Below are 20,166 nucleotides of genomic sequence, written 5' to 3' on the forward strand. Positions count from 1 at the left end.
TTCTCCCACGCTCGTCGATCGGCTGCCGCAGCCCGGTACTGCGTAGGTCCACCGTTACGGGCGATCTCCCGCGAGACAGAGGAAGCAGACCGGCGCAGGCGAGTCGCGATAGCGCGCGCGGAATCACCGGCCGCGAGTCCGCGGGAGATTTCCTCTCGTTCAGTGAGCGACAGTCTCAGCGGTGCCCGTGAACGCGCTGCCGGGCGGATCCCGCCGGTCACTGCCAGGAGCCGACGCACCGCCTCACGGTTGCAGCACACAGCCCGGGCGATAACCCGGACCGGCTCGCCCGCGCGCCATCGTTCCCATACCGCGTCCTGCTGTTCGAGACTCAACACCATGCCCGGGCCTCCTCGCCGATCTATCCGCATGCTTCCACCACTGGGTGGTGCGTTGACCGGTTGAGACCGCCACCCTTTATGGTTCACGCGTTCTCTCCTGTCGAGAGGGGTGCCTCTCGGCGCATAGAGTCGGGTGATGCACCTCAACGACATGGCCATTCGCGTAGAGAAGATGTCCGCCCAATATGCCGGTATCCACGGCATTGACCGGTCACCCGAGTGGGCTCTGCTCAAACTGACCGAGGAAGTTGGCGAGCTGGCCCAGGCTCATCTCACCGCGACGGGCCAGTCCAAGGATCGAGGCTTGGAGGCTGCACAGCAGCGCCAGATTCTTGCCGAGGAGCTTGGGGACGTGATCGGCATGTGCCTGGTGTATGCGCAGCAGCGGGGCATCGATCCAGAAGATGCTGTCGCACAGAAGTGGTTTCAACATGAGAGGGGCTGATCCCGACCGGTCCCGTTCGGGGGTCGCTTCGTCTCTGTTGCCCTACTCCGTGCCGCGATGGACCGCTTATGGCACGGGCGATAGTCGGCGGTCGCGAGCGAGTAGGACCGTCACGATGAGCAGGAGACTGAGAACTGGGGCGATCGCGAAGTAGCCCGCTTGCGCTGACCGCTCATCGACCAGCTAGCCGATGAGCGGAGCAGCAACAGGGGTGCCTAGATTGCCGGGGGAGAGATTCATTCGGCTGAGCATTGTTCTCAGGGTTCTGCGTCAGTGCCGGATGAGGCGCGGGCCCGGGACGCACCTCACGGTCGATGCCTACTACGTGAGTCCGTGGCGCGCCGAAGCCTCGAGTTCTATATAGCTAAGTTGAAGCTTCGAGGCTATCGTCGTGCCATGTCCGTCGATGAGCTGTCTGCGAGTGCCCAGAACTATCTGAAGGCGATCTGGGGGTTGTCCGAGTGGAGTGACGAGCCAGTGACGTTGAAGCTCATCGCGCAGCGGACCGGTGTTGCCCTGTCGTCCGCTTCGGATGCGGTGCGGAAACTGACTGAGCAGGGTCTTCTGTCTCACGCGAGGTATGGCTCGGTCGAGTTGACGGAGGTCGGTCGTTCGTACGCGCTGGTGATGGTGCGGCGGCATCGCTTGATCGAGACGTTTCTGGTGGAGACCCTCGGGTATCGGTGGGACGAGGTCCACGAGGAGGCCGAGCAGCTCGAGCACGCCGTCTCGGACTTGATGGTGGAGAGGATCGATGACGTTCTGGGTCGCCCCCGGCGTGACCCGCACGGTGATCCAATCCCTGCAGCGGACGGAACAGTGACCGTGCCTGATGCGCGGCGTCTCACCGACGTCGGAGCGGAGGGCAGGTTTGTGGTCGAGCGGATCTCGGACACGGACCCGGCGATGTTGCAGTTCTTCGAGTCCCAGGGCATCGGAGTCGGGGCCACGCTTGTGGTCGCGGCGGGAGCGCCGTTCTCCGATGCGCTGGAAGTTCGTTCTGGAGAAGTGGGCTCGCCAACGTTGCTGGGACGCTCTGCGACAGATGCCCTCTACGTCTCTGCGGGGCCTACCTGATCCTCACGCCGGCGAGCCGTATCGCGTCGATACCGGCGAGCTCCGACCTTCTTGCTGAGCAGGCCGTGCTTGGGACTGATGAGGTAGACGAGTGCGAAGGCGCATCCCTGGGTGAGGACGACGAGGCCGCCTGGTGAGGCGTCGACCCAGTAGCTGATGTAGATCCCGACCACGGAACAGAGTGACGAGAGGACCGGCGCGATCACGAGCATCCGCCCGAAGCGGTCGGTGAGCAGGTAGGCCGTCGCTCCGGGAATGATGAGCATCGCGACGACGAGCACCACTCCCACGACCTGGAGAGCGGCAACTGCGGTCAGCGCCAGAAGACCCAGCAGCAGCGCGCCGAGGAATCGGGGAGACAGGCCGATGGCGTGGGCGTGTGTCGGGTCGAAGGCATAGAGCGTGAGGTCGCGACGTTTGAACACCAGGGCGATGAGAGCCACGGTTGCCAGGATCGCGATCTGGACGAGATCTGCGCGGGAGACGCCGAGGATGTTGCCGAAGATGATGTGATTGAGGTCGGTCTGGCTGGGTGTGACCGAGATCAGGACCAGCCCCAGGGCGAAGAGAGTGGTGAAAACGATGCCGATGGCCGCGTCCTCCTTCACGCGGCTCGTCCCACGGACGAGACCGATCATTCCGACCGCCAGGAACCCGAAGACGACCGCACCGATGGCGAAAGGGACGCCGAGGATGTAGGCGATGACGACTCCGGGGAGGACGGCGTGAGATACGGCATCCCCCATGAGCGACCATCCGATGAGCACCAGCCAGCACGACAGCAGTGCGCACACCACGGCAGCGATCACGGTCGTGACGAGCGCACGGGTCATGAAGTCGTAGGAGAGCGGCTCGAGGAGCCAGTCGAGCGGGGTCATGCGGCACCCTCCTGCTGCAGAACGTCCAGACCGAAGGCGAGAGCGAGCCTCTCGGGCGTGAGGGCCTCGTCCACCGGGCCGTGGAAGAGGATGGTTCGCAGCAGCAGCACGGCGTCGTCGGCCAGCTGCGGCAGAGCATGGAGGTCGTGGGTGGAGACAAGGACGGTGCGGCCGTCGTCCGCGAGTGCGCGGAGAAGATCGACGATGGTGGCTTCGCTGCGCTTGTCGACGCCGGCGAAGGGCTCATCCAGCAGCATGATCCGTGCGTCTTGGGCGATCCCGCGGGCGACGAAGGCGCGCTTCTTCTGCCCGCCGGAGAGCTGGCCGATCTGCCGATTCGCGTACTCCGTGAGCTCCACCCTCTCCAAGGCTTCGTCCACAGCGATGCGGTCAGCGGGCCGAACACGGCGCGTGGCGCCCTGGTGGCCGTACCTTCCCATCATCACGACGTCTCGGACAGAGACGGGGAAAGCCCAGTCGACGTCCTCGCTCTGGGGGACGTATCCGACGAGCCCTCGCCGCCTGGCCTGCGCCGGCTGCGCGCCATTCAGCAGGACGCTGCCTGCTTCAGGCCGGACCATTCCGGTGATCGCCTTGAACAAGGTGGACTTCCCGGAGCCGTTCATTCCGATCAACCCCGTCACCGCACCCGCCCGCACCGCAACAGATACGTCGTCGAGGGCGAGCACATCGCCGTAGCGGACGGTGACACCTTTGACATCGATCGCCGCTGTCGTCATGAGTCCTCCCCGGTGAGTCCCGCAGTGATGGTGTCCGCATCGTGGCGGATCAGATCCAGGTACGTGGGCACCGGGCCACCTTCCTCGGAGAGCGAGTCCACATACAGCGTCCCTCCGAAGCGTGCATCCGTAGCACCCACGACCTGCTGCATGGGGTCGTCGGAGACCGTCGACTCGCAGAACACGGCGGGGACCTCGTTCTCGTCGACGAACTCGATCGCGGATGTGATCTGCTGCGGAGTGGCCTGCTGCTCGGCGTTGACGGGCCAGATGTACTTCTCGGTCAGCCCAGCATCTCGGGCGAGGTAGGAGAATGCGCCCTCGCAGGTCACCAGCGCTCTCTGGCTGGTCGGAAGACTTTCGAGCTCGCCCGTCAGGTCATCTTGGACCTGCTGGAGCTGCTGCTTGTAGGTCTCCCCGTTCCTCTCGTAGTCCTCAGCGTGTTCCGGGTCGAGATCGCTGAACGCCGCGACCATGTTGTCGACGTACACCTGCACGTTCTTCGGGCTCATCCAGGCGTGCGGGTTGGGCTTGCCCGCGTAGGCGTCCCCCGCGATGTCGATGGGATCGATCCCCTCCGAGACCACGACATGAGGCACATCGACTTCCTCGACGAACTGGCCGAACCACACCTCCAGGTTCAAGCCGTTGTCCAGGATCAGGTCGGCATCCGAGGCCTTCCGGATGTCTCCCGGCGTCGGCTCGTACCCGTGGATCTCCGCGCCAGGCTTCGTGATCGACTCGACCACGAGATGGTCGCCCGCAACATTCTCCGCGATGTCCTCCAACACGGTGAACGTCGTCAACACCACCGGCTTCCCACTGTCGGCAGCATCCTGCCTGGCTCCACCTGAGCAGCCGGTGAGCACCAGCGCCGCACTCGCAACGACCGCGCCGAGCACAGCCTTCCATCGCCCTCGCACCTGCATCAGTGACCTCTCTCCGCTCACGACCACACGCGTGGTCACTTCTAGACGCCCAGATCCTAAGGTTCGACACGCCGAAGTTTCAAACCCGGCGTGGCGTACGCTTGAGGGCCGTCGGGCTTGATATCACTACATGTGGCACCCCCGCGGAGTGCGGACCCAACATCTAGTAGTTCAAGGTCGGGTCGAGTGTGACGACGACGAAGGAGGGATCGATGACGGCAGGCATCGAGCGCGCAGCACCGGGACTCGGAACACGTGACCTGACGCCACAGGAGTCCGCAGATCTCGTGTTCTTCTCCAGCGTCTCCGAGAACACGCTGCGCTTCGTGGAGAGGCTGGGGCGGCCTGCGGTGCGGATCCCGCTCCGACCCCGCATCGAGGGCATGATCCGCGTATGCCGCCCCTTCGTTCTGGTGGTCCCCACCTACGGCGGCGGCGAGCAGGCCGGGGCCGTACCGAAGCAGGTCATCGCCTTCCTCAACGATCCCGCCAATCGTGCTCTGCTGCGCGGGGTCATCACCGCAGGCAACACCAACTTCGGCGAGCACTACTGCCTCGCCGGCCCAGTCATCTCCCGAAAGTGCGGTGTCCCAGAGCTCTATCGCTTCGAACTCCTGGGCACCCAGCGCGACATCGAGCGCGTGAACGAAGGGCTCGACCGCTTCTGGGCACGAACCGCCACGACGAACGACAAGAACAACGAACAGAGGAGAACAGCATGACCGCCACAACAGCCGTAGAAGGCTCCATCACCCCTCCGGCATACCGACACCACCCCAGCGCACCGCTGCGTCCGATCAACTGGAACCGCGTGAGCGACGAGAAGGACCTCGAGATCTGGAACCGCCTGACCGCGAACTTCTGGCTGCCCGAGAAGGTGCCCCTGTCCAACGACCACCAGGCCTGGCAAGCACTCGCGCCCCATGAACGAACCCTCACCATGCGAGTCTTCACCGGCCTCACCCTGCTCGACACCGTGCAGGCCACCGTCGGGGAGATCTGCCAGATCCAGGACGCCCGCACAGAGCACGAGGAAGCCGTCTACACCAACATCGCCTTCATGCAGTCCGTCCACGCCCGCTCGTACTCCTCGGTGTTCTCGACCCTGACCAGTACCCGAGAGATCGATGAGGCCTACCGCTGGGCGATCGGCAACGACCTGCTTCAAGCGCGATGCAAGAAGGTGCTCCAGCACTACTACGGGCCCGACCCGTTAAAGCGGAAGGTGTCCTCCACCCTGCTCTCCAGCCTTCTGCTCTACGCCGGCTTCTACCTGCCGCTGCACTTCTCCGTGCACGCCACCCTGACCAACACCGCCGACATGATCCGACTCATCCTGCGCGACAAGGCCGTGCACGGCTACTACTCGGGCTACAAGTACCAGCGCGGCCTCGAGGCTCACCCCAACCGCCGCGACGAGATGAAGGAGTTCACGTACACCCTGCTCGAAGAGCTCTACGAGCTCGAGCTCGACTACTCCGGCGAGCTCTACGAACCCCTCGGGCTAATGGACGATGTCGCCGCATTCGTGCGCTACAACGCGAACAAATCCCTCATGAACCTCGGCTACCCGGCACGGTTCACCGCCGACGAGACGTCAGTCAGCCCAGAGATCCTCGCCGCGCTCGCCCCCAGCGCCGACGAGAATCACGACTTCTTCAGCGGAAGCGGATCGTCGTACATCATCGGCAAGGCCGAGCACACCAGCGACGACGACTGGGACTTCTAGACACGCAGACTCACCTGTCGGACTCGAAGCGGTACCGCGCTTGCCCCGGATCGCTACGACCCGGGGCAAGCACTCAGCGCAGACCGTGCTGCGGCAGACCTGAACCCGTCCGCAGGTCTGCCGCAACGGCTCGCCTGGCCACTCGCACTCAGATTGCCGGGGGAAGGAATCATTCGCCGCTGCACTATTCATCCGAGAGAGATGCTCGCAGTTCGGGGTAGTTACCCCATCTCGAGCCGGTGCGGGCGGCGTGCCTGATAGCGGTTCCAATGTTGATCCCGAGGGTGTCTGCGACGACGCTGGCGGGCACGGTCTGGACGAGCTGATCGATACGGGCGTTCTGCGTCCTGCGAGCATCGATTTTGTGCGGTGCGAGATGGAGCGTGACGATCGCTTCGCTGACATGGAGATGGGGCGTTGTTCCAGGGAAGAGCCAATCGGGGCCTCCACCGACGAAGGTCCGTTGTTCCTCGAGCTCGCTAACGTAGCGGCGGAGGAGTTCGGCGATCGGCTCGGGCAGAGCGAGAGGCGTGCGCCCGAAGGTGATGCTCAAAGTCGTCTCGTGACCTGAGACGTCTGATTGGCGGAGGCGGACGCAGTCGCTGATCCGTTGCGCGAAGACGAGCACCAGCAAGCCGATGATGCGGCTTGCGGACGGGATGGACGTGTCATCGAGAAGCTCATCGACTTTCCGCCAGATGGTGTCCTCCGGGACAGAGGGGGCGGGCCGAGCTTGCGGGCGATGAGGCGGCATGAGGGGTCTGGTCAGCTTCTGCCGGATCGCCCAATTGAGGAAGGTGGCGACCGCTCCCTGGGAGCGGTGATGGGTGAAGAATCGATCTACGGAGCGCTGGTCCAACGTCCCCATCTGAACTCCCTGATCATCCAGCCAGACCAGGAAGGAGGCGATCTTGCGCAACGCGGACCATCGAGCGTTGAACATGCCGACGGTCAGGGGCTTTTGCGCGCGCCGCTGCCTGGTCTGGCGGAGGACTTGCCAACGGAAGTACTGGTTGATGATCTGCGCGTGGTGGGAGGGGAGGTCGTTGACGAGATGCTCAGCAAGTATCTCGAGGTCGTTGAGCCGGACGTCGATCGTGGGGAGGGTTTCGGCACTGATGAGCATGTGGCGCAGATACCGCACGCGAGGCGAGAGTGGGAGGGCGTCGAGTGTGTCGTGACTGATCTGCACCTCGCCAGTAGCCATGGCACGCAGAGTCTTTCCGATCGGCGATCTTCGCAGCCATCGCACCACCGCGCGCGGGTCACGTGCAGCCATGAGGTGGCCGTAGAGGCTAGCGAGGCCAGGATGGATATCGCCGTTCTCGTCAGCGAGGACCTCGCGGAGGCGTTCGGCCAGTCGACAGGTGCCGCACTGAGATCCAGTGAGCTGTTCCTCGCTTCCGCAAGTGATGCACGCGAACCGCGGAGGTTCGCCAGCACAGGGCGCGCAGACGATGCGTCGCTCCGAGTCGTAGAAGGCCAGGACCTTGACCTGAGCGCACCCGGGACAGGATCCGGGATGTCGGCGGAGTCTTGAGTAGCAGGCGTTGCAGATTCGCTGCTCGAGAATCGAGTAACGGGCTGCGACATGGCGAGCACATTCGTCGCAGCCGACCTGGTGACCACGTGTGCTCCCAGGCAGGGTCATTCGTGCGGGCGGTGCAGCTTGGCGGGGATGGGGCGAAGCTCGCCAATCGCAGGCCCGGAGGCCTCTGGAGCGCCAGCAACTCGGCGAGGACGCACGCTCTGGACCTTCGGGATCTCGATGAGATCGTTGGGTGTGCACTCGAGGATCCGGCAGAGGGCGGCGAACACTTCGACGTTCAGCCTCTCGGGCGTCTTCGTCACCAACCGGAACACTTGCTCGCGCGAGAGCTGCACTCCCTGGGCGCGCAACGGTGCGATCAGATCTGTCGTCTGGAACATCCCAGCCGCAGCCATCATCGGGCGTAGATTCCAGGTGATCGGGATGTCAGAGTCGGGAGTCGTCGGCATCGGGTCCTCCATAGATCCGGGAGAGGGCTTGGTTGATCATGCGGTTCTTGAAGTCGTCACCGACGGACGTGTAGATGGCGGTTGTCGAGGCGTAGGCGTGCCCGACCTGGTCCTGCACGAACTTCTCGGCGTATCCCCATTCGATGAGGTTGGTGACGTACGTGTGGCGCAGGGCATGGACACTGAGCTCCGGCGGCAGCCCCGCTTCGTCGCGGAGCTGCGCGAAACGCAGGTCGATGTAGCGCAGAGAGACGCGCGTGCCTCGCTCGGTCGGCCACAGCGGTCCCGACAAGTCCGCAGTGAACCGGGACCGGGCCTGGTCGACCCATTGGGCCAAACCTTCCGTGATCCAGTCCAGCTCAGGGAGCGTGAGCACCGAACGTCGACGCGGGCCTGAGCCGTGAGAGCCCTTGCCCCAGCGCACGTCGACCGCCCCGAAGCGTCCGAACCGCGGGGCAGCACCGTTGGGCCGCAGATCAGCTACATCCAGACCGACGGCCTCGGCCCTGCGTAGTCCGTAGGCGTAGATGGTCTTGAAGATCTGGGAGTCACGCAGCGCGGCGAGGGCACCCTTTCGACCCTGCCGAAGGATTGTCTCGACGCGGTGGTCGGCCACCGCGAAGAGCTGCTCGAGCTCGTCGTAGGTGAGTGCTCGCCGCTGTGGGCGGCCTTCGTAATCGACCAGGTGTGCGAGCGTGTTCCACTCGTGGCAGATCTGCTGTGGCGCGGTTCCGAAACGTTCTTCACAGTCCGCCGCCCACCGGTACCGAGGATCGGTGAGGTAGTCGCAGAACAGGCGGATGATGGAGTGATACCCCCGGATCGTCGAGGGAGTCGCCGGACTCTGCCCAGACTTCGCCCGGGTCGTGAAGTCCTCCAAGTCCCCCGGCGACCACTCCCACGGGTAGCGGCCAACAAACTCTTCAAACCTCCTAACGACCAGCTCGCGACCGCCGATCGTCCGCTCAGTCAGGCCTCGACTGATCTGCTGATCAGCCCAGCCCGAGAGCATCGCCTCGAACACGAAGCGATGCTCATCCAGCGCCCGCACGTTGCGGAGCTGTCGAAGCGGAGACACTCCACGGATGCCCATGTCCACCACTCCAGTATTGCATCTATTGCATCATTGATGCATCTCGGCTCGCGCGTTCGTGGTCGTCTCCGACCTAGCTCCTTGCCCCCGAGGTGCCGGGCCTGCGGAAGGGCGGAGCGTTTGGATGTTTTGGAGGCGGAGGCTGTTGTGGACGACGAAGACGGAGGAGAGGGACATCGCGGCGGATGCGATGAGGGGGTTGAGTAGTCCGATCGCGGCGATCGGGATGGCGGCGATGTTGTAGGCGAAGGCCCAGATGAGGTTGGTGCGGATGGTGCGGTTGGTGGCGCGGGCGAGGGTGATGGCGTCGGCGATCGCGTAGAGGTCATCCCGGACGAGGATGATGTCGGCAGTCTTGAGGGCGACGTCGGTGCCGGTGACGATTCCGAGTCCTAGGTCGGCGGCTGCGAGGGCGGGGGCGTCGTTGATGCCGTCGCCGACCATGGCGACTCGGTGTCCCTCGTCCTGGAGTTGTTCGATCACGGCGACCTTCTCGGTGGGCAGGACGCCGGCACGGACGTCCGGGATGCCGAGGGAGCCTGCGACGCGCTCGGCAGCGGCCGGGGCGTCCCCTGTGAGCAGCACCGTCCGCAGTCCGAGCCCGTGCAGTGCGGCGACGGCCTCCGCGGCGTCCTCCTTGACCGCATCGGAGAGGGTGACTACTCCGATGACCTCTGCGTCTCGTGCGACCAGCGCTGTGGAGCGACCTGCCTGCTCGGCCTCGCTGACGGCTTCCTCCATCGGCCCGCTGAGGTGGGCGCCCAATTCGTGCATGAAGGCGGGGCTTCCGACTGCGATGCTCTCACCATTGATCGTTGCGCTGATCCCGTGACCGGGGGAGACGATGTGCCCAGTGGCGGCAGGGATGTCGGCGACCATGGTCGCGGCGTGGGTGCGGAGTGCTTCGGCGACGGCGTGCTCGGAGGATGCTTCGACCCCCGCGGCCAGGCGCATCAGCTGCTCAGCGGTGACTCCGTGGGGGTGGATGTCGATGACGCGCGGGGCGCCGAGCGTGAGGGTTCCGGTCTTGTCCAGGACGACGGTGGTGACCTTGCCGCTGGCTTCGAGAGCGTCTTGTCCCTTGACCAGGACCCCGAGCAGCGCGCCGCGTCCGACGCCGACCATCAGCGCGGTGGGGGTGGCGAGGCCGAGGGCGCAGGGGCAGGCGATGATCAGCACGCTGATCCCGTTGGTCACCGCAGTGGGCAGGTCTGCACCGGAGAGGAGCCAGGCAGACGCGACGAGCACGGTGAGGACGAGGACGACGGGCACGAAGACGCGCACCACGGCGTCGACGAGGTGCTGGACCTGGGCCTTGCGGATCTGCGCCTGCTCGGCGATGGCGGCCATCTGTGCGAGCTGGGTGTGGGCACCGACCCGGGTCGCCTCGAGGGCGAGGATCCCGTCCGCGGAGACGGTGCCGCCTATGACCTCGTCGCCCGGTCCGACGGTGCGGTGCAGGGATTCCCCAGTCATCGCACCGGTGTCGAGGGAGGCGGTGCCCTCGATGACCCGGCCGTCGACGGCGATCGTCTCGCCGGGGCGCACGAGCACGACGTCCCCGGTGCGGAGCTCCTCGACCGGCACCATCGTCTCGACCCCGTCACGTCGACGGCGGGCCTCCCGTGCCCCGAGGGCGGACAGCGCGCCGAGCACGTCGCCGGCGCGGCGCCGGCTGCGGGTCTCGAAGTAGCGGCCCGCGAGCTGGAAGGTCGTCAGTCCCGCGGCGACATCGAGGTACAGGGCGTTGGCGCCCTCGGGGACCTCGCCGATGCCGAGCCACACGCCGTCGGCGGCGTCGATGCCCGCGAGCATCGAGACCAGGGCCCAGCCGAACGAGGTGAGGATGCCGATGGAGACGAGAGTGTCCATGCTGACGGAGCGGTTCTGCAGGTTCCTCCAGGCAGCCCGGTGGAAGGGCCATGCCGCCCACGTGATGACGGGGACCGCGAGGAGGACGCACAGCAGTTCCCAGCCGGGGAACCGCCATTGCTCGACGAGTGCGAGGGCGATGGTGAGGTCCATCAGGGGGACGGTGAGCAGTGCTGCGGTGATGAGTCTGCGCCGCAGGCTCACGATGCGGTTCTCGTTGGCGCGGCGCGACCACTCGTCGTCCTGGTCGTCGTGCTCGGCGGCGTCATACCCGGCGCCGCGGATGACATCGATCGCGTGCGCCGGTGAGGTGATGCCCGTGACGACGGCGCGCTCGGTGGCGTAGTTGACGGTGGCGCTGACGCCGTCGAGCTTGTTCAGCTTCCGCTCGATGCGATTCGCGCATGCCGCGCAGGTCATCCCGGAGACGTCGAAGGTGTACCGCTCCTCCAGGGAGAGGGCTGGTGGGGCGGCCTGTGCGGTGGGGGTGTGGTTCATCGGGTGCGCTCCCTGTCCGAGAGTCTCTTGAGCATGTCGTTGTAGGCGTCGAACTCGGTGTCCAGGCCGCGGTCGAGGTGCCGATCCCGGCGACGGGCCTCCTTGTCGTCCTGGCGCGCCCATTGGATGCACAGTGCGACGATCGCGATGATCAGCGGGATCTCCCCACCCGCCCAGGCCACCGCGCCGGCCATCTTCTGGGACTCCCACAGGTTCGCCCACGGCAGTGCGAGGTAGTCGTAGTAGGTCTGGGCGAACAGCGTGGGCGAGGAGTAGATGGCCACTCCGAAGAAGGCGTGGAAGGGCATCGCGGCGAAGGTGTAGCCGAGCTTCCCGATATGGGGCAGCGGGCGCGGCGGACGGTCCACACCGATGATCAGGCTGTAGTACGCGTACCCCGTGGCCAGGAAGTGGAGGTTCATCAGCTGGTGCGCCCAGTGGAAGCGCATCATCGTGCCGAACAGCGGAGTGAAGTACAGGCCGTAGTAGGAGCCGATGAAGATGACGAACACGACCGCCGGGTGGTAGAGGGTCCGCAGCAGCCGCCAGTGCAGGATCTGCGTCACCCATGAGTGCACGCCCGCCCGGCGTCGATCCGCGCGTGCGGTGCGCAGGATCAACGTGATCACCCCGCCCTGGACCAGGAGGATCGGAGCGAGCATCGACAGGCTCATGTGCACCACCATGTGCACGCCGAAGTCGGGGGCGGAGTACTTTCCGAACCCGGAGCTCGTGGCCGCGAGGACGACCAGCCAGCCGCCACACCACAGCAGTACGCGGCTGATGGGCCATCTCGTGCCCCGGCGGCGCAGGACGATCACCATCGCGAGATAGGACGCGATGCCGACGACGGCGAGGACGGCGAACAGCAGGTTGAGCCTCCCTGTGCTCATCAGCGTCGCGAAGGTCGGCGCATCCGGCACCTCGAACCCCATGAACACCTCAGGGATGCTCGTGGGCACGAAGTACTGCGGTGGCGGAATGCGAGTCATCGCCGCACCGATCGCCACCCACACGGTGATCAGCAGGGCCGGGACCGCCATCCGGTGAGAGCCCCTGCGCCGCATCACCACGAGAGAGACAACGAGCGCTGCCAGAAGAGCAAGACGCACCAGGGTGAGAACGCCGGTCACGCTCGCCCACGGATCGCTCCCGGCAAGTTTGAACCACGTCACCACGAGCTCCGCCGCGAGCACGGCGACCGCCCCGACCAGGCCGACGCGGAGGACGAGCCCCTCGTCGAGAGGGCCCCTTTCCCCGCTGCGGATCAGCCGCACCGCGGCGGTGACCAGGACCGGTCCGAGGAGGACTCCTGCCGCGATGGTCTGGAGCGCGCCGGCATCCCCGCCGATGTCATGGTTCGGACCGACGAGGATCTGCCCCACCACCACCGGCGCCAGCGCGCCGATGATCCCCGCCCACAGCCCCGGCAGCAGCGTCGTCCAGCGCGTGCCCCAGTAGGAGCACAGCCACAGGACCAGCGCTCCGAACAGGGTCACGGTCCATGCCCGGGGCATGTAGCCGAACGTGTAGAGCGGTCCGAACGCACCTGGCTCCAGGAGGCGGCCCAGCTCGACGCCGTTGGACTCGGGTGCAGCGACGATCAGGTTCGCCGCCGCCAGCACGGTCCAGGCGCCCGACGCCCAAGTGAGGAGGCGCAGGTCCGGGCCGAATCGCAGCCGGCCTGCCTCGCTCTTCCCGCGCGGATGCAGGAACAGCACCGCGACGACGGCGCCCAGGGAGGTCACGGCCGCGAGGTCTGCGGCACCGCGCAGCGCGGCGGCAGTCACGGCCGTCCCTGTTCCGGGGAACCCTCGGTGGATGTCCTCGTACACGGAGGGGCCGCCGAGCAGGTTCGCGGCCATCGCAGGAAGTATTGCGACGAGGAGCGCGCCGAGCGCGAAGGCCACTGCTCTCTGCTTCACCACGCCGACTCTACAAGATGTCGAATACTGGTCTCGGGGCGACAGGTCGCGATGTCGCGGACGTCTCCCGTGCGCCACTCAGCGATGCTCGGGGCGCAGATGTCCGCTTGGGGTGCGCGAAGACGGCAAGGCGTCCGGCGCGCAGTGCTGTGGGTGGAGTGCGCTGACTCGAGCGGCGCGAACTCCGAGCTCGCGGGAGGGGGTGAGGCGGTTGAGAGCGGCCAGGGCCGCCCGCAGGTGGGCCGGACCTACCTTCGAGGCTGCAGCGTCATCCGCGGCCAGCTCGGTGAGCAGCGTGATCCGTGAAGCGAGCTCTCTTCGCAGGCCGGAACGTTTGGGCAAGCACGCCGTGTGCCACGCTCCAAGCCTCCTCAGTAGTGTGTGGTGCTGTCTGAGATGCGCTGCCTCATGGGCGAGAACAGCGGATAGGTAGGAGGGCGGCAGTGCGTGCTGGACAGCGCGCGAGACGAAAATCGTTGACGGCGTGCCCGGTATAGCCACGGCCACATAGCGCGGGTCCTCGATCTCCACGACGGTGATGGTGCCCATCTGCCAGGAGTCTGTCCGCCGGCGGGAGAGCAGTTCGGTGATGCTTGGCCGATCGTCATCTTCCTCGCCGAGATCGACCCGGCGCAGCTGGGTAAGGGACCCCGCGATACCAAGACCTCCGAGCCCGGCCCAGGCGATGAGCGTCAGGGCCAGCCCCTCGATCGGGGCGCCAGCAGAGCTCGTCGACAGCGACAGCGCGGACGCGACGAGAACGGCCACGATCGTGACGACTAGTCCCAGTGCGCCGGTGAGAGCCCACGCCGCCAGCGCGCGACGCGGACGACGGATCTGCCACGTCCCACGAGTGAGAAGACACGCCGAGAGCGGGACCGCGGCGAGGCCTGTCACTAACGGCCCGACGATCGCCCAGATCATCATCGTTCCCGGCGAGAACGCCGTGAGGTGATCGCATCCATCACCAGATCGAGGTCGGCCTCGGAGAGGTTGTTTGTGAAGGCCATCAGTGCATCCTCGCGGTCCTGGGCGTCCTCGAGCACCTCGACCATGTCGGCGGCGTGCGCCTGCGCGCTACTGACGGCTGCTTCGAAGGTGACCCGCCGGGGGGAGAGGGCTCGTCGGGTGACCATCCCTTTCGTCTCGAGCCGGGACAGCACCGTCAGGACCGTGGTCTGGGCGGGTGCGGGGTCATCGAAGGTCACCTGGATCGCGCTGGCACTAAGTGGTGCGGCGGCGGTCCACAAGGCGCGCATCACCAGAGCCTCTAGCGCTCCGGCAGACCGAGATCTCACACCCGCCATGACCCCACCGCTTCCTGCTGTCTGTACGCCTGCAGCGTGCCACACGGTATCGCAGCCCAGCGGACTCGCCGCACCCTATTATTTCTACGGCGTGTAGAGTTCGGGATCGTGATTGAGTCTCCCTGGTCCTTCGTGCTGACCGCCATCTTCCTCGCAACGGCCGTACTCTGCGCACTGCACCTCGCGCAGAGCCATCGCACGCCCGCCGCAGTGACCACCGAGTCCGTGCACGCCTCCCACAATGGGCCGATAGCGACGGCAGTGCACGTGAACCACCTCGTGATGAGCCTGGCGATGCTGCTGATGGTGTGGCGACCAGTCGGCACGGCCGGGACCTGGATTCAGGTCGCCCTCTTCGCGCTCTTTGGCGTTGTGATGCTGCTCGGCCTACCCGCTGTCCACGCCGTGGGTGAGCGTGCCGGAGTGGTCAGCCACGTGATTCTTAACGCCGCGATGATCTGGATGCTGCTGGCGATGCCGCTGCTGATGGGCCACGCCATGGAAGGTTCTGCCGATGCGCACGCCGGACACCACGGCGGCGGTACCGGGGACGAGATGGCGATGGAGATGACCCCGACCCCCGTCTGGGCGGAGGCAGTCAATTGGGGGGCCGTCGTGCTCAGCGCCGTGATCGCCGTGTGGTGGCTCGTGCGCCTTCTCCGCGATCCGGCGCACCGCGCCCACTCAGCCTGCCACCTCCTCATGGCCGCAGGCATGGCGCTCATGCTCGCCCTCATGTGAGCTCAGCTCACGCCACCTCCCCGTCACCGCGAAAGGCCCGACCTGATGGCCACCCAAGCCCCGCCCCGCCCCACCGGAGGCAACACCTCCCGTCCGCGCCGGCTGCGCGACGAGCTGCGAGAGCTCACCCTCCGCCTGCACTTCTACGTCGGGCTGTTCATCGCTCCGTTCCTCCTCGTCGCCGCCGCGACCGGCATCCTCTATGCGCTGACCCCGCAGATCGAACAGGTCGTCTACGACAAGGAACTCCACGCCAGCGCCCCAGCGGGCACAGAGATGGTGCCACTGGCGCAGCAGATCGAGGCCGCGCAGAGCGAGGTCACCGACGGCACGATCACGCAGATCCGCCCGCCCAAGGACTCCGAGTCCACCACTCGTGTCACGTTTGATTCCCCCTCCGCTCGCGAGGATCGGCAGCTCACCGCTTTCGTCGACCCCTACACCGGGGAGGTGACTGGCGTGCTGAACACCTTCGGGGAGTGGCTGCCGCTGCGGACCTGGTTCGACGATCTCCACCGCAACCTCCATCTCGGTGACGCCGGCCGTTGGTACAGCGAGGTCGCCGCCAGCTGGCTCTGGGTCCTCGCCCTCAGCGGACTCATCATCTGGGTCACCCGCAAGGTCCGCGCCCGCACCGCCCGCGCCTACCTCCTTCCCCAGCGGAAAGGACCGCAGCGCCAGCGCTCCATGAGCCTGCACGCCACCATCGGCGTCTGGGCCGCGATCGGACTGTTCTTCCTCTCCGCCACCGGACTGACCTGGTCCCAGTTCGCGGGCGGCAACTTCAGCGCGCTGCGTCAGAGCCTGAGCTGGTCAACGCCCTACCTCTCCTCCGAGGCGGCGACCACCACCCCGGTCGCCGAAGCGGAGGTCCCTGCCACCGCGCAGAGCGTGCTCGACGTGGCCCGTGCCGAGGGCCTGACGGACCCGGTGGCGATCACCCCGAGCACCGACGGAGGGGCGTGGGTGGTCTCCCAGGTGCAGAGGTCCTGGCCCTTGAAGCAGGACTCCATGGCGATCGACCCCGCCTCAGGAACAGTCGTCGAGACCGTGCGCTTCGCCGACTGGCCCGTCGCCGGGAAGCTCGCCGAAGCCGGCATCTCCTTCCACATGGGCATCCTCTTCGGCTGGCTCAACCAGCTCCTGCTCATCGCCATCGCAGGAGCCGTCATCACGCTCATCGTCATCGGGTACCGCATGTGGTGGCGACGCCGCCCCAAGCCACCGCGTACCGGGCTTCCTACCGCTCCCGGGCGCCGGGTCGACACCACCGCGGCCTACGGCATCCTCATCGCGATCGCCGCAGTCTTCGGCCTCGCACTCCCCCTGCTCGGAGTCACCCTCGTCGCCTTCGTAGCCTTCGACCTCGCCAGAACCATCATCCGGAGCGCAACCGCTCGGCACGAGTAGACATGAGCTAGAGGTCAACACACCGCATCACTGCCCTCGGCTACGAGCGGAGACCGCCAGCATCGCAGTAGCGACGTGAAAACAGTGAGATCTGATGCGGACGCCGGATCCGCTGAAATCGGACCCCTGAGGCGCAGGGGGCACTACACGTGGCAACCTGCGACTGCCTAGACTCGCCCACGTTGCACCTGACGGACAATGCTCAGACCGAATGCCAGCGTGAATCTTCCGCACATTACTGAACATCCGTCGGGGCGATACAGGAAGTCTACGGCGGTACAGCAGGATTCTCGGAGATCTCTTCGCTACTATCACGCTCGTCAGGTCAGAACTATGCAGGGAGCACCAGAATGGCGCGGAAGACTCAGGTAATCCTCACCGACGATATTGACGGTTCGGACGCCACCGGCACGGTGAGCTTCGGTCTTGATGGCGTCGCGTACGAGATCGACCTCAACGATGACAACGCCCAGCGGATGCGCGATCAGCTCGGCGAGTGGGCCAATAAAGCCCGCCGTGTCGGTGGTCGGCGTATCAGTGGCACCCAGAGTGGGATCTCTTCAAGCGACGCTGGCAAAATTCGCGCCTGGGCGAACGAAAATGGCTACAAGGTCAGCGAACGGGGGCGTATCCCGAAAGAGATCCGCGAGGCATACGCCGCGGCGCACTGACCCGGGGACGCAACGAAGGAGGCCAGCGACACCACCGCTGGCCTCCTTCGCCGCGTACAGAAGACTCCTCTGCTGCGGAGCTGTCATGCCATCTTGCTGGCAAGCAGGCGGGCGGCTGAGGGCGCGGCGGAGGCAGCTCTGAGGTGGGCGGCTGAGGCTTTGAGGTAGATGCCTGTGGTGGCGATGCTTTCGTGACCCAGCAGCTGTTGCACCTCGGAGATCGGGACACCGACGTCCACCATGGAGACGGCGTAGGTGTGGCGCAGAGCGTGAGCTGCTTCGCCCTCGGGCTTGGCGATACCGGCCCGGACGTAGAGGCGGTTGACGCGGTAGGAGATCGTGTCGCGAGTCAGCGCTCGGCCATCTGGCCGGATGAGCAGGGGAGACGGGTCGCTCTGCTCGAGTAGCCGCTCGGCGCGCCAGGGCAGGTAGGTGTCGATCTGCGCAGCGACGCCAGGATCCAGCGGCACGGTACGGGCCTTGCGCCCTTTGCCGACGACACGGAGCGAGGGCTCATCACCGGGGCGGTAATCGAGGGCCCGCAGGCCGGCGGCTTCGCTGGCACGAAGTCCGCCAGCTGCGAGGATCAGCACGATCGCCACGTCCAGCAGCGGCGCTGCTGGGCGCGCCTGCGGGTCTTCCGTCTTCGCTGCCTCCAGGAGGGCGGAAATCTGGCCGTCGGTGAACGCCACGGGCAGACGCGCGGGGGCGCGGGGCGCCTGGATCGCGGCCGTAGGGTCGGTGGGCAGCCGGGACTCGAGGACGAGGTACCGGCATAGCCCGCGCAGCGTTGTCACCAAGCGCCGGCGGCTAGCCGGCGCGAGGCCAGCGTTGTTCATCTCGGCCAGCGCGGCCTTGATGACGGGACTCGTGAGGCCCCGCACCCTGACAGGGGCACCCGTTTGGGCCTCCAGGTAGCGCTGCCACGAAGCGATATCCCCGCGGTAGGCCTTGGCCGTCTCGGCACTGATGGTGCGTCCGACAGCGCGGCGTTCCGCGATCCAGTCCCGGGCCGCATCGACGAAGAGCTCGCTCATCCCACCACGCTAGGCCGCAACCGGCGCACCGCCACGGCGACACCCCGCCTAGTGCGCATAATCTTGATTATGCGCACTAGACGGGCGGCTCCCCCAAGGCGTCTCCGCTCGTGCGCCCACTCCGGGGCTGCCGGCCTCGCGGCGGGATCGGATTACGAGATGAGCGTGAGGTACTGCTTGCGGGCGCGCATCGAGTGGATGATCTCCTCGGTGCCGTCATCCCAGATCAACACCACCAGCTCGAGAAGACGGGCATGAGTGTCGAACCCCAGGCGCAGCTCGCGTTGCGGGTTCTCCTCATCCAGTGGCGCTACGTAGACCGCAGTGCTGGCCGCGTGAATGGACTCCTCGGGAGCAATGTCGTGCTTGAGCGCTGAGGGCCGGACCCTCACGCGGTCGTCCACTCTCGCACTGCTCGACGGATCGCTTCGGAGCGATTCAGGTGCTCGCGATCAGCGCGCTGCATCAGCGAGGAAATCTCTTCGTCGGTGAATCGCACCGGCACAACCTGTGCCGCTTGCTCACCGCGAGTGGGCCGTCCGCGCTTGCGCAGCTGCTCCACGTCGTAGCCAGCTTCGGCTTCAGCAACCCAGGCATCGACCTGATCCTCGGGGACCTCATTACCTTGCATCTTCCTCATGCCGGATATTGTAATACGTATATCGATGGCATAGCTAGCCCGGGCCATGCGCGACCTAAGCACAATGGGCTGCACAAGCCGTCGTTCACCGAGGCGCGCGGCGCACCCGGGGGCGCCCGACCCTGCTGTGGGAGGGCAGCTAAAGCAGCCGCTATGGGCAGATTTCAAGGCTGGCACTCTCCGGGGGAGAGTGCTAATCTGCTCGCAGTTGAGTCGAAGGGACTCAAGGTTGGTAGGCCACCATTCCCGGAGGTGGCCGCGACAGGAAGGAGACATCATGGCTACCTACGACCCGTTCCGTGAGATGGAGCGTCTCGCGAGCAACTTCCTCGACCCCGGGCGACGGGGCCCTCGGCAGATGCCGATGGACCTGTATCGCGCCGGCGATCACTACGTTCTCTCCGCTGACCTGCCGGGCATCGATCCCGGGTCCGTCGATGTCGATGTCGATGGACAGCTGCTGACCATTCGCGCCGAGCGGACCCTCGCGACCGATGAGCAGGCGCAGTGGATCACCCGCGAGCGCACGGGAGGAACCTTCCTGCGCCAGCTCAGCCTCGGACAGGGACTGGACACCGAGCGCATCGCCGCGAGCTACGACAACGGCGTGCTCAGCGTGACGATCCCGATCAGCGAGAAGGCCAAGCCCCGCAAGATCGAGATCACCACGCAGAACACTCCCCAGCAGATCGAATCCTCAGCGACCTGATCACTCGATCACCCTCACCGAAGGCCCCCGGCTCCCCGCGAAGCCGGGGGCCTTCCGGCGCTCAGGAAGCCAAACAACCGGAACCGCCGCCCACTTACTCGCGATGATGATCAGCACGGTGCCGAG

At 66.1% G+C, this 20,166-nt stretch carries 22 protein-coding genes; 8 read left to right on the top strand and 14 right to left on the bottom strand.

The window, feature by feature from the left end:
- Positions 1-341 (bottom strand): helix-turn-helix domain-containing protein (locus ACT3SQ_RS17190; protein ID WP_444601474.1); only part of this gene is annotated, 341 nt, incomplete at its 3' end.
- 136 nt (positions 342-477) lie between these two features.
- Between ACT3SQ_RS17190 and ACT3SQ_RS17195 the strand changes: the two genes are divergently transcribed.
- The gene (locus ACT3SQ_RS17195) at positions 478-786 is read left to right on the top strand and encodes a MazG nucleotide pyrophosphohydrolase domain-containing protein (protein ID WP_444592690.1); all 309 of its coding nucleotides are present in this window, start codon (positions 478-480) and stop codon (positions 784-786) included.
- 396 nt (positions 787-1,182) lie between these two features.
- Complete coding sequence (locus tag ACT3SQ_RS17200) at positions 1,183-1,863, top strand: metal-dependent transcriptional regulator (protein WP_102237455.1); 681 nt, start codon at positions 1,183-1,185, stop codon at positions 1,861-1,863.
- On the opposite strand, the gene ACT3SQ_RS17205 is transcribed toward ACT3SQ_RS17200, so the two are convergent.
- The 3 genes from ACT3SQ_RS17205 to ACT3SQ_RS17215 are packed head-to-tail and all read right to left on the bottom strand — an operon-like array spanning position 1,839 to position 4,410.
- A complete protein-coding gene (locus ACT3SQ_RS17205) occupies positions 1,839-2,741 on the bottom strand; it encodes a metal ABC transporter permease (RefSeq protein ID WP_193107385.1) in 903 nt (300 codons plus the stop codon). The genes ACT3SQ_RS17200 and ACT3SQ_RS17205 overlap by 25 nt on opposite strands.
- Positions 2,738-3,481, bottom strand: coding sequence for a metal ABC transporter ATP-binding protein (locus ACT3SQ_RS17210; RefSeq protein ID WP_193107386.1), 744 nt, complete (start codon positions 3,479-3,481; stop codon positions 2,738-2,740). Before ACT3SQ_RS17210 ends, ACT3SQ_RS17205 begins: the two co-directional genes overlap by 4 nt.
- On the bottom strand, positions 3,478-4,410 hold the full coding sequence (locus ACT3SQ_RS17215) for a metal ABC transporter substrate-binding protein (protein ID WP_443336955.1): 933 nt from the start codon (positions 4,408-4,410) through the stop codon (positions 3,478-3,480). Before ACT3SQ_RS17215 ends, ACT3SQ_RS17210 begins: the two co-directional genes overlap by 4 nt.
- A 212-nt stretch (positions 4,411-4,622) precedes the next feature.
- On the opposite strand from ACT3SQ_RS17215, the gene nrdI reads away from it, so the two are divergent.
- Positions 4,623-5,132, top strand: a complete 510-nt coding sequence (nrdI, locus tag ACT3SQ_RS17220; protein WP_102237451.1) for a class Ib ribonucleoside-diphosphate reductase assembly flavoprotein NrdI — start codon at positions 4,623-4,625, stop codon at positions 5,130-5,132.
- The gene (gene nrdF, locus ACT3SQ_RS17225; protein ID WP_441446639.1) at positions 5,129-6,139 is read left to right on the top strand and encodes a class 1b ribonucleoside-diphosphate reductase subunit beta; all 1,011 of its coding nucleotides are present in this window, start codon (positions 5,129-5,131) and stop codon (positions 6,137-6,139) included. The genes nrdI and nrdF overlap by 4 nt, the downstream gene beginning before the upstream one ends.
- Before the next feature lie 184 nt (positions 6,140-6,323).
- Here nrdF and ACT3SQ_RS17230 read toward each other — a convergent pair whose 3' ends face one another.
- The 7 genes from ACT3SQ_RS17230 to ACT3SQ_RS17260 all read right to left on the bottom strand — a co-directional run bounded on the left by ACT3SQ_RS17230 (position 6,324) and on the right by ACT3SQ_RS17260 (position 14,832).
- Positions 6,324-7,418: a hypothetical protein gene (locus tag ACT3SQ_RS17230; RefSeq protein WP_147271634.1), complete on the bottom strand. Its 1,095-nt coding sequence runs from the start codon at positions 7,416-7,418 to the stop codon at positions 6,324-6,326.
- 368 nt (positions 7,419-7,786) lie between these two features.
- Positions 7,787-8,137 (bottom strand): helix-turn-helix domain-containing protein, encoded by a 351-nt coding sequence (locus ACT3SQ_RS17235; RefSeq protein ID WP_096166878.1) that lies wholly within the window; start codon positions 8,135-8,137, stop codon positions 7,787-7,789.
- Entirely contained in the window at positions 8,115-9,230 is a 1,116-nt protein-coding gene (locus ACT3SQ_RS17240) for a tyrosine-type recombinase/integrase (RefSeq protein WP_226851124.1), read from the bottom strand. The genes ACT3SQ_RS17235 and ACT3SQ_RS17240 overlap by 23 nt, the downstream gene beginning before the upstream one ends.
- A gap of 30 nt (positions 9,231-9,260) precedes the next feature.
- Positions 9,261-11,600, bottom strand: coding sequence for a heavy metal translocating P-type ATPase (locus ACT3SQ_RS17245; protein ID WP_444601475.1), 2,340 nt, complete (start codon positions 11,598-11,600; stop codon positions 9,261-9,263).
- The gene (locus tag ACT3SQ_RS17250; protein WP_258772473.1) at positions 11,597-13,525 is read right to left on the bottom strand and encodes a cytochrome c oxidase assembly protein; all 1,929 of its coding nucleotides are present in this window, start codon (positions 13,523-13,525) and stop codon (positions 11,597-11,599) included. The genes ACT3SQ_RS17245 and ACT3SQ_RS17250 overlap by 4 nt, the downstream gene beginning before the upstream one ends.
- A gap of 78 nt (positions 13,526-13,603) precedes the next feature.
- Positions 13,604-14,452 carry a M48 family metalloprotease gene (locus ACT3SQ_RS17255; protein ID WP_096166793.1) on the bottom strand — a complete coding sequence of 283 codons (849 nt, stop codon included), beginning with the start codon at positions 14,450-14,452 and terminating at the stop codon, positions 13,604-13,606.
- Entirely contained in the window at positions 14,449-14,832 is a 384-nt protein-coding gene (locus tag ACT3SQ_RS17260) for a BlaI/MecI/CopY family transcriptional regulator (RefSeq protein ID WP_096166792.1), read from the bottom strand. The genes ACT3SQ_RS17255 and ACT3SQ_RS17260 overlap by 4 nt, the downstream gene beginning before the upstream one ends.
- Before the next feature lie 108 nt (positions 14,833-14,940).
- On the opposite strand from ACT3SQ_RS17260, the gene ACT3SQ_RS17265 reads away from it, so the two are divergent.
- The 3 genes from ACT3SQ_RS17265 to ACT3SQ_RS17275 all read left to right on the top strand — a co-directional run bounded on the left by ACT3SQ_RS17265 (position 14,941) and on the right by ACT3SQ_RS17275 (position 17,654).
- Positions 14,941-15,573: a DUF5134 domain-containing protein gene (locus ACT3SQ_RS17265; RefSeq protein ID WP_114306490.1), complete on the top strand. Its 633-nt coding sequence runs from the start codon at positions 14,941-14,943 to the stop codon at positions 15,571-15,573.
- A gap of 45 nt (positions 15,574-15,618) precedes the next feature.
- Positions 15,619-16,983 (top strand): PepSY-associated TM helix domain-containing protein, encoded by a 1,365-nt coding sequence (locus ACT3SQ_RS17270; RefSeq protein ID WP_114306491.1) that lies wholly within the window; start codon positions 15,619-15,621, stop codon positions 16,981-16,983.
- Between the two features lie 350 nt (positions 16,984-17,333).
- Positions 17,334-17,654, top strand: coding sequence for a histone-like nucleoid-structuring protein Lsr2 (locus ACT3SQ_RS17275; protein ID WP_441446261.1), 321 nt, complete (start codon positions 17,334-17,336; stop codon positions 17,652-17,654).
- An 83-nt stretch (positions 17,655-17,737) separates the two neighbouring features.
- Here the strand turns inward: ACT3SQ_RS17275 and ACT3SQ_RS17280 are convergent, their stop codons facing one another.
- From ACT3SQ_RS17280 to ACT3SQ_RS17290, 3 genes are all read right to left on the bottom strand, one after another.
- A complete protein-coding gene (locus ACT3SQ_RS17280) occupies positions 17,738-18,691 on the bottom strand; it encodes a tyrosine-type recombinase/integrase (protein ID WP_441446634.1) in 954 nt (317 codons plus the stop codon).
- 152 nt (positions 18,692-18,843) lie between these two features.
- A complete protein-coding gene (locus tag ACT3SQ_RS17285; protein WP_193107391.1) occupies positions 18,844-19,083 on the bottom strand; it encodes a hypothetical protein in 240 nt (79 codons plus the stop codon).
- Positions 19,080-19,331 (bottom strand): ribbon-helix-helix protein, CopG family, encoded by a 252-nt coding sequence (locus tag ACT3SQ_RS17290; protein ID WP_193107392.1) that lies wholly within the window; start codon positions 19,329-19,331, stop codon positions 19,080-19,082. Before ACT3SQ_RS17290 ends, ACT3SQ_RS17285 begins: the two co-directional genes overlap by 4 nt.
- Before the next feature lie 277 nt (positions 19,332-19,608).
- Here ACT3SQ_RS17290 and ACT3SQ_RS17295 point away from each other — a divergent pair, with 277 nt between their 5' ends.
- Entirely contained in the window at positions 19,609-20,040 is a 432-nt protein-coding gene (locus tag ACT3SQ_RS17295; RefSeq protein WP_193107393.1) for an Hsp20/alpha crystallin family protein, read from the top strand.
- Positions 20,041-20,166: the final 126 nt, after the last annotated feature.

Origin of the sequence: Brachybacterium sp. AOP42-C2-15, assembly GCF_052377065.1 — a bacterium.
Classification (GTDB): domain Bacteria; phylum Actinomycetota; class Actinomycetes; order Actinomycetales; family Dermabacteraceae; genus Brachybacterium.